We start from the raw sequence: 7,093 nt of genomic DNA on the forward strand, positions 1-7,093 counted from the left end.
ATCGCGGGGCTATTTTTTGAAGCGTCTTCTGTTGGATAGCGCTTTTGCGAATTGCCCTGGCGTATAGATCGGGATCTCAATGCCGGGATTGAATTTGGCAAGTGTCTCCGCACACGCGCGCAACTCGGGCGGGCATTCATTCCGATCAATATACGATTGCAAGCCCGGAACCAGCACGCTTTCTGACTTAGAACCGATCACCTTGTGTCCGGTCAGAGCTGCGATTTGGACGGCTCCGACTTTCTCTCGGGTCAAATTTGTGGCGAAGGTATGTCGGAAGATATGAGATCCAATGCCCGTCTCAAACCCCAGCTTTTTCAGATATCGGCCGAACTGTTGGACCATCGCGCTCCCATAGCCCTTCATGTATGCTTCGCCATCGTAGACTGAAATTGTAAGCGGCAGATGCGGGAATAAGCGATCTTGTCCGGTGGATTTGACTTCATCGACGTAGGTCAGGAAATTAGCAACGAGAAGAGGCTGCGCGATGGGGATGACTCGGATTGATGAAGCGTTTTTAATGCGCTGATTTTTCGTCGTTACGCGGAAACAAAAGCAAGAAATGCCGTCGATGATGAAGATGTCTGAGATTTTGAGCTGTGCAATTTCGCCTGCTCTGGCACCGCTGTAAAGCGCAATCATGGGTGCCCACCATCGGTGGGGCATATCCTTGCTCCATTTGGCGTAGGGTTCTAATTCGAAAATGCGGGCTAGGTCATCTCTGCTGAGAGGCCGGCGAGTTTTGACCAAGGTAGAGGTATCAACTTCAATGGCTATGCCGTTAGCGGGTGAGTGTTCAATGTGTCTAGCACGAAGCTGCTTGTTGAAAAACGCTTTGATCCGCTTGACGTGATTGTTGTAGGTTGTCGCATTTATGGATGAATGCTTTTTCTTTCTGCCAATTTCCAAAATGTCTTGGAAGCTTAAATCTTTGTAGGATTTTTTGCGTCTAGCATTTGGTGGCAAAAATTTATAGCTGTCCAAAGTGGCGCGAATATCGGTGTCTGTGACTGAGGCTATTTGTTTATCGCCAGTGACCGCTAGCATAACACCAAGCGTTTGCTCACTGGACTGAATATGTGTGAGCGTCACTTTCCTCCGTTTCAGATCGGAAATATATCCCGTAATCTCGTCTGAAAGCATGCGGGGTTTGAGAGTTGGCTTTTCTTCGATGTGGTCAGACTTCCTGTGCCTAGCTCTTCGAGTGAGTGTTTTCAGCACTTTGTCAAAGCACTGGGCTGCATCTACTCCCTCAACAATAATCTCACCGATGACGGTATTTCCGAGGGGCAAATTTCTAATGATGCATCTGCAAGATGTGCTTTGTTTTGTATGATCGGGCATGGAGTTTCCTTCTGCATCCGACACTAACGTCGAGCAGATGGCTGTCAATACCCATGTCGAAAATACTATTTTTGATGCACTTTGTTTTGTTGCGCTAAATCTAAAATACCCAGCAGTGTAAGGAGTCGCGAACAATGTTATATAAGTGGGTTAGATTTGTTGCGCTGTTCAATCACCTTGAAATGCGAGCGTTCAAGAGCGCGCTTAGCTCTTTGTCGGTAATGAGGCCATCGACATAGAGTTGGGATAGTGTTTAACCCGCTTGAACGGGCGAACCTTGTTAGCTTTGAGGACTTTGTAAGTTGTTTTCACAATCTCAGCTCGGAACGCACGCTCTTCGTCGTCCAGGATAGGATTAGCGAGGTGATAATCAGTCGATGTCGTTTTTTTGCCCATGCCACGTTTTATAATCCGGAATCGACTTCAGTCAAGGTGATTCCTGATCCGGTAATAAGAATCGTCAGGAAAACCAGCACACCCAACCTGATTCTTATGAATTAGGTATCATTTGCCTCCCTCTACGGAGCTTTCAGATCTTGGATACCTCACGCTCCCTTTATCAGTTTCTTGAAGCTGCTTCTGATTGCGTCAAAGGCGCAATTCAATCAAATGCGAGCGCGGTAAGGCGATGCGCTGAGCTGGACGCTTTCATTGAGAAGTCAGCAGCCGCTCGTTTGCAAGTGCCCATTGCGGCCCTTCTGCGGTTGAGTGCCAGAGGTATGTTCTGTGCATCGATCAACACTGCTCTGATTGGATACCGTGCAGCGATCTTCCCGACTCTCAGAGCGTGTCTTGAAGCAGCCTGCTATGCACAACTCATTGAACAGAAGCCAGAGCTTGGCGATGTGTGGGCTAAACGGCATCGAGATACAGATGCTCGAAGAAAGTGCCGTGCCGAGTTTAGCGATGCAGTCAAGAAAACCTGCAAGCGTTTTGGCAAGTTAATGCCAGAAAATGCGGGTCTCATCACTGCTATGTATGATTCAATGATCGATGATGGTGCTCATCCTAATGTCAGGTCCATCATTCCGTCCATCAAAATGGAGGAAACAGACACACATTTTGAAGTAGGGCTTGGGCTAGTTCTGCCTAGTAGAGTTGAGGCTTCACTCTTCTGCTGCTTTGAGATTGGCCTGTTTACATCATGGCTTATGGCCGATTTGAATGAGATAGATGAGAATTTTTGGGACGAAGCTGCAAACTTGAACGAAATGAAGAACGAGTGGGAGAAGGAAATCCTAGGCGGCCGTGCGGGTTGACGACCATGTTCAAATTAAAAGAAAGGCCCCGACTGGGGCCAACTTTTTAATGCGTCAATTTAAATTAAAGCTTCAAGCCTTCATTGACGGCTTGTCGAATAAGCTCATACCACTTGTCCATCTCGCGCTCATTTCCAAAACTGATCGTCCAATTCGGGTGGTCGATGTCTCGGATATTCACGGTGATCGTTCCTTCATGCTTTGAGCGGTGCCAATGCTTATCCCATGAGCGAACATCCGAAAACTGATAAGCCTTTGAAGCGCTGCCCATTTTAAATTTAATGGATGAGCGAGCTGTGGAAATGGCAATAGCAGTGCGCTTATTAAAATGGAACCGCTGATAATTTTCTTTAAAACCTGCACGCTCACCGTGCAGCTTCAAGGCGACCACCGATCCAATAACAATAAAAAATGCGCTGCCAACCAACAGGAGAAGGAGGAGGGTCCAGACCGTCATTGAAGTTCCAAAATGGGGAAGGAAATATCAGAGAGTGGTCGTCACTGGATGCGACCGGTTACCTTCCAAACCCCACCAACTTCCGAAAAGGTATAGACCCCGTCCATCTCGTGCCCAAAATCTCGGCCCATCGCCCGAACCTTGGCACTGACATCGCAAGAAAAGCTGGGTGCGTCTTCTGCCTTCGTGCACTTGCCACTCTTGAAGTCTTCAATCCTGGCGTCGTCGCTGCCGTTGTCTTTCACATATTGCAGAAATGCATGCTCTCTTTCGGTCTGAGCCGGGCCGCCTGCTGAGCAGGCTGTCAGCCCCGCAATGAGCAAGGAAATGAGGGAGACACGGAACTTCGACATGGTTTGGTCCTTTGCCTTGGGTGGGTGTAACCACGAGGGTTGCAACGAAGCAAAAGATACGCTAAACGTAACATACGGGCAACGTAATTTACGAGCAACGTAGCTTACGTTCATCCTTGGGGCATGACTTCTCCCAACGCCCGCAGTGTTCGTGTCGTCTTCGCCGCCCGTATGAAGAAGCGGAGGAAGACACTTCGGCTCAGCCAAAAGGCCTTAGGAGTGCTCATGGGACTACCAGAAGATGTCGCAGGTGTTCGCATCAATCGATACGAGCGGGCAGTGCATGAGTGCGATAGTGAAACCGCTCAGAAAATGGCTGACGCTCTTGGCGTCTCGCTTGCCTACCTCTATGCAGAGACAGACGAACTAGCAGAACTCATCCAGGAGTTCATGCAGCTTCCCGCCAAAGACCAGCACGCGCTCTTGGCTGATATCAAGTCTCGCTCCAAGACAAATCGTGTGCGCTAACTGGCATCACGTTTGTCGGTGAAGTGCGCAGTGGTTGTAGGGGTTTTCTGATAATCATCGAGTTTTGATGATTTTTGTGACGCACATCACTTTTTGTGTGATTTTTGCCTTGCTTTGACATAGTTGTCAGGGCATGTTGCCCGGGCTTCGTCAGTGCGTCGAAATTTTATGGATGGAAATTTTGAGTTAGCGCCGCTTGATTTGGCTTTTGCGCCACTTCCAGGACGACGCGATGCGCCTGACGCTTCTGTTTGGCTCGATGCATCCTTTTCGGTCTATACGCCAGCGTTGTTGGAGCCACCACTTCGAACCCATGAAAAAATAGGGGATTACCAACGCTTTGAGTCAGATGCTCAGTGCGCCAGTTACCTTTCAGCCCTTTCTTCCCGGCTAGTTCATGTGTGCAGAGGGAGTTGGAAGTTCACCTCGATCCCTGATTTGAGGGCAAGTCGCCAAGCGGCGTCAGCCATCAATGTGTCCCTCAGAGCAGGACTTCCAGATACGCATGGTGTTTTAAATTGGTCATTGAATTTGGCCAAAAATTTAGGCAATAGCCAAGTTAAAAGCCGCACGGACAATGCATGGGTTGGCGGTAAGAAACCGTCAGAAGCGTGGCTTGTTTTACCGCAGGCAGATCAACTGTCTTCTCTTTTGAAAAACCTTGAAGATTTGCTACAAGGCAAAACCACCCAGCCGGTCAACTGCGCATTTTTCGAAGCCATTGCGTATCAGATGATCTGTATCCATCCGCTCAGTGACACCAATGGACGGGTGACTCGCACTCTCTTGATTAATATTGCGGGACGCTATCGAAATTTTTATCCACTTTATATTGCGCATTGCCTGGTCTTCGCCAAACAGCGAACAGGTCAAACCTGGATGCAGGCATCCTTGATTGCAACAAGTCGAAATTTCAGTAATTCAAAGGCGTGGTTGGATCAAATCAAATTGATCTTGCAAAAAATTTCTGACTTAGCAACAGCTGGTTTAGATCCGAGAGCGTTGTGGTCACTTCTTTCATACGGATATGTATCCGTAGAAACGCTTAGTGCTGGCAAAAATGCATGCAGTCCAGCGCTTGCTGCAAAAATTATGGGGCGTCTACCGGCGCTTTTGGAACAGGAACAGGGGATATTTTACTCAGCCGAGCTTGAAATCCTGATCATCGGAATTGATCGCTCTATTAATAAGGATAGTTATGAAAGTGAATGAAGCGCAGGACGGCAAGCCCAAGCAGCTCAAAGCTGCGATCAGGCGAACCATTTATCTGACATTGATCTTGGCTGGTGCAGCAAGCGTGTTGTCGCCCTTAGCATCAGCCTCCGATACCGACGGGACCACGACGATGCCGCCTGTCGAAGTGCCGCCTCCTTACATCCCGCCGCCGATTGAAAATCCGACACCACCTTACTATCCAGATCCAGGCGATGGTGGTGGTGACAATGGTGGTGGCGGCGGCGGTAGCGGAGAGGATCCGGAAGTGGTTTGCGCGAACCTCAGGGCAACCAAGCCTGCGATGTGTCCAAATCCGATACCGCTTCCAGCTGGCGCGACCTACGCCCAAGATAAATTGCCGGGGGCAAGTATCAATGGGAAATCGACCGTGCTCATGGCCATTGGCTATTCCCAAGGTAGAGCATTTGGCCCCAATGGGACGACAGCCGCACCAAATGTGACAGCAGCATGGCTGATGGACTTTGTTTTAAACAAACAGACGGAAAATTATGCAAATCCTGGAATGTCTTTTAAAGACGCGACCAAGATTTTTCGAGAGGACGTAAAGCAAGTCTGCGAGTTGGAGAGTATTGAGTCTAGCAAGTATCGAATTCCTGGCCAATTGACCGTTCCTGAGTATTATTGCTTCGAAATCATGAAAGCGCTTGATATTGAAGCAGACGATCAGATGAATTTTGTGCAGTTTTTCATCGATTGGTCCAAGCGCTATGCAGTTAATCTTGAAAGCTATGTGCCAGGGGCAGTGATAAGCTCAGGGAGCTTGGACAACTCAATCGGAGTAAAATGGAAAGTCACATCCGCTGATGGTGCATGCTCAGCATGGTGGACCAATTTCCAGCAAAATCAGTGCAGCCTATAATGGATAGAACTATGAAAGCAAAAATGATCTTGTCCATGGCGCTGCTTTCCTGCGCGCTTGCTGCCTGTGGAAAAGCCGACAAGCCAGCGGAAAACAGCGACTCACCAGCTTCCCAGACTGGGACTTCTTCGCCTGCAAAAGCTGATCACAGCGCAGCTGTGGATGGAGCGCAGCAGACGGCGAAGCTGCAACAGCCTAGCGGCGTGCAAGATGCCAAGCAGTATTTGTGTCAGGGCGGCGGAAGTGCTTGCAAGGCAAGTGGCCCTTTGGTTGCTAACTCGGATGCCGAGGCAGAGTGGCTTTTGTCTAATGGCTATCCGACTGAGGCCGAACTTGCACGATTGGACAAACTGACGCTGGATCAGTTGAAGGCAGAATCGCAGGCGGGCAATAAGGCCGCAACTGTCATTTATGGAAAGAAGACGGCAACGAGTGGCCACTTCCAGGAGGGGCTTGGCATTTTAAGGAATGCGGCATCTGCTGGAAACTTATACTCGTATTATGGATTGTCGGATATCTATGCCAGCGAGACTAAGGATAAAAATCTGATCGATAGTGCCGCATATCTGCGTTTGGCGTATCTGTTGGGAGACGGCAAAGCATCTGCTGACATTGCTCTTCGAGGGTTGAGTAGCGTTGAGAGCGTTGCTGCCGATGAGCGTGCAGCTTCGCTTTACAAAACATTCTCTAAATATCAGCGTCCGTCTCCGAGACCTGTTGAGTAGAATTTAGCGGAAATATAAAAATGAGGAGGCAAAGCCCTCCTCATTTTTTTGGGAAGTGTGAATCGCGTCGCTACTCACTTGTGCTGAGTTGACGCTCGTCAAGAATAGCTTTGAGCATGTTGGCTGAGAGCAGCTCTCTGAACAATGTATAAAATTGCCAGGCACACCACAGTGCGAAGACAAAACCCAACAGTGATGCAGCTCTCTGCTTAGGCACCTCTTTTGCCAAATGCGATTTTAGAGCGGGATCCTGCCAAACTTGGCAGAGAATTTTAAGGTCTCGTGGGTCGAATGTAGGTGGGATGACTTGTTTGTTGGCGGTGTTGCACTGTTCAACTGTCGACTCCCCGTAAAATTGATCCATCCATAGTTAGAGGTCTCCGGGCACACTA

Annotated in this window: 9 protein-coding genes; 5 read left to right on the forward strand and 4 right to left on the reverse strand. The window is 48.9% G+C overall.

The features are described from left to right. Positions 1–9: 9 nt before the first annotated feature. The gene (locus QRM89_RS20160; RefSeq protein ID WP_274391608.1) at positions 10–1,344 is read right to left on the reverse strand and encodes a site-specific integrase; all 1,335 of its coding nucleotides are present in this window, start codon (positions 1,342–1,344) and stop codon (positions 10–12) included. A 536-nt stretch (positions 1,345–1,880) separates the two neighbouring features. Here QRM89_RS20160 and QRM89_RS20165 point away from each other — a divergent pair. Further along, complete coding sequence (locus tag QRM89_RS20165; protein ID WP_274391609.1) at positions 1,881–2,603, forward strand: hypothetical protein; 723 nt, start codon at positions 1,881–1,883, stop codon at positions 2,601–2,603. A 64-nt stretch (positions 2,604–2,667) separates the two neighbouring features. Here QRM89_RS20165 and QRM89_RS20170 read toward each other — a convergent pair whose 3' ends face one another. After that, complete coding sequence (locus tag QRM89_RS20170; RefSeq protein WP_274391610.1) at positions 2,668–3,060, reverse strand: hypothetical protein; 393 nt, start codon at positions 3,058–3,060, stop codon at positions 2,668–2,670. Between the two features lie 41 nt (positions 3,061–3,101). After that, the gene (locus tag QRM89_RS20175; protein WP_274391611.1) at positions 3,102–3,413 is read right to left on the reverse strand and encodes a hypothetical protein; all 312 of its coding nucleotides are present in this window, start codon (positions 3,411–3,413) and stop codon (positions 3,102–3,104) included. 171 nt (positions 3,414–3,584) lie between these two features. Between QRM89_RS20175 and QRM89_RS20180 the strand changes: the two genes are divergently transcribed. From QRM89_RS20180 to QRM89_RS20195, 4 genes are all read left to right on the forward strand, one after another. Further along, positions 3,585–3,881: a helix-turn-helix transcriptional regulator gene (locus tag QRM89_RS20180; protein WP_011050959.1), complete on the forward strand. Its 297-nt coding sequence runs from the start codon at positions 3,585–3,587 to the stop codon at positions 3,879–3,881. Positions 3,882–4,049: 168 nt separating this feature from the next. Beyond that, on the forward strand, positions 4,050–5,093 hold the full coding sequence (locus QRM89_RS20185) for a Fic family protein (RefSeq protein WP_274391612.1): 1,044 nt from the start codon (positions 4,050–4,052) through the stop codon (positions 5,091–5,093). Then, a complete protein-coding gene (locus tag QRM89_RS20190; protein ID WP_274391613.1) occupies positions 5,080–5,976 on the forward strand; it encodes a hypothetical protein in 897 nt (298 codons plus the stop codon). The genes QRM89_RS20185 and QRM89_RS20190 overlap by 14 nt, the downstream gene beginning before the upstream one ends. Further along, a complete protein-coding gene (locus tag QRM89_RS20195; RefSeq protein ID WP_285448817.1) occupies positions 5,928–6,701 on the forward strand; it encodes a hypothetical protein in 774 nt (257 codons plus the stop codon). Before QRM89_RS20190 ends, QRM89_RS20195 begins: the two co-directional genes overlap by 49 nt. Positions 6,702–6,771: 70 nt before the next feature. Here QRM89_RS20195 and QRM89_RS20200 read toward each other — a convergent pair whose 3' ends face one another. Next, positions 6,772–7,065: a DUF6216 family protein gene (locus QRM89_RS20200; RefSeq protein WP_285448818.1), complete on the reverse strand. Its 294-nt coding sequence runs from the start codon at positions 7,063–7,065 to the stop codon at positions 6,772–6,774. Between the last annotated feature and the right edge of the window lie 28 nt (positions 7,066–7,093).

Origin of the sequence: Xanthomonas sp. LMC-A-07, assembly GCF_030208825.1 — a bacterium.
Lineage (GTDB): Bacteria > Pseudomonadota > Gammaproteobacteria > Xanthomonadales > Xanthomonadaceae > Xanthomonas > Xanthomonas campestris.

Coding starts and splice junctions, on each gene's coding strand:
- QRM89_RS20160 (WP_274391608.1), bottom strand. CDS start 1,344: ATGCCCGATCATACAAAACAAAGCACATCTTGCAGATGCATCATTAGA.
- QRM89_RS20170 (WP_274391610.1), bottom strand. CDS start 3,060: ATGACGGTCTGGACCCTCCTCCTTCTCCTGTTGGTTGGCAGCGCATTT.
- QRM89_RS20175 (WP_274391611.1), bottom strand. CDS start 3,413: ATGTCGAAGTTCCGTGTCTCCCTCATTTCCTTGCTCATTGCGGGGCTG.
- QRM89_RS20180 (WP_011050959.1), top strand. CDS start 3,585: ATGAAGAAGCGGAGGAAGACACTTCGGCTCAGCCAAAAGGCCTTAGGA.
- QRM89_RS20185 (WP_274391612.1), top strand. CDS start 4,050: ATGGATGGAAATTTTGAGTTAGCGCCGCTTGATTTGGCTTTTGCGCCA.
- QRM89_RS20190 (WP_274391613.1), top strand. CDS start 5,080: ATGAAAGTGAATGAAGCGCAGGACGGCAAGCCCAAGCAGCTCAAAGCT.
- QRM89_RS20195 (WP_285448817.1), top strand. CDS start 5,928: ATGCTCAGCATGGTGGACCAATTTCCAGCAAAATCAGTGCAGCCTATA.
- QRM89_RS20200 (WP_285448818.1), bottom strand. CDS start 7,065: ATGGATCAATTTTACGGGGAGTCGACAGTTGAACAGTGCAACACCGCC.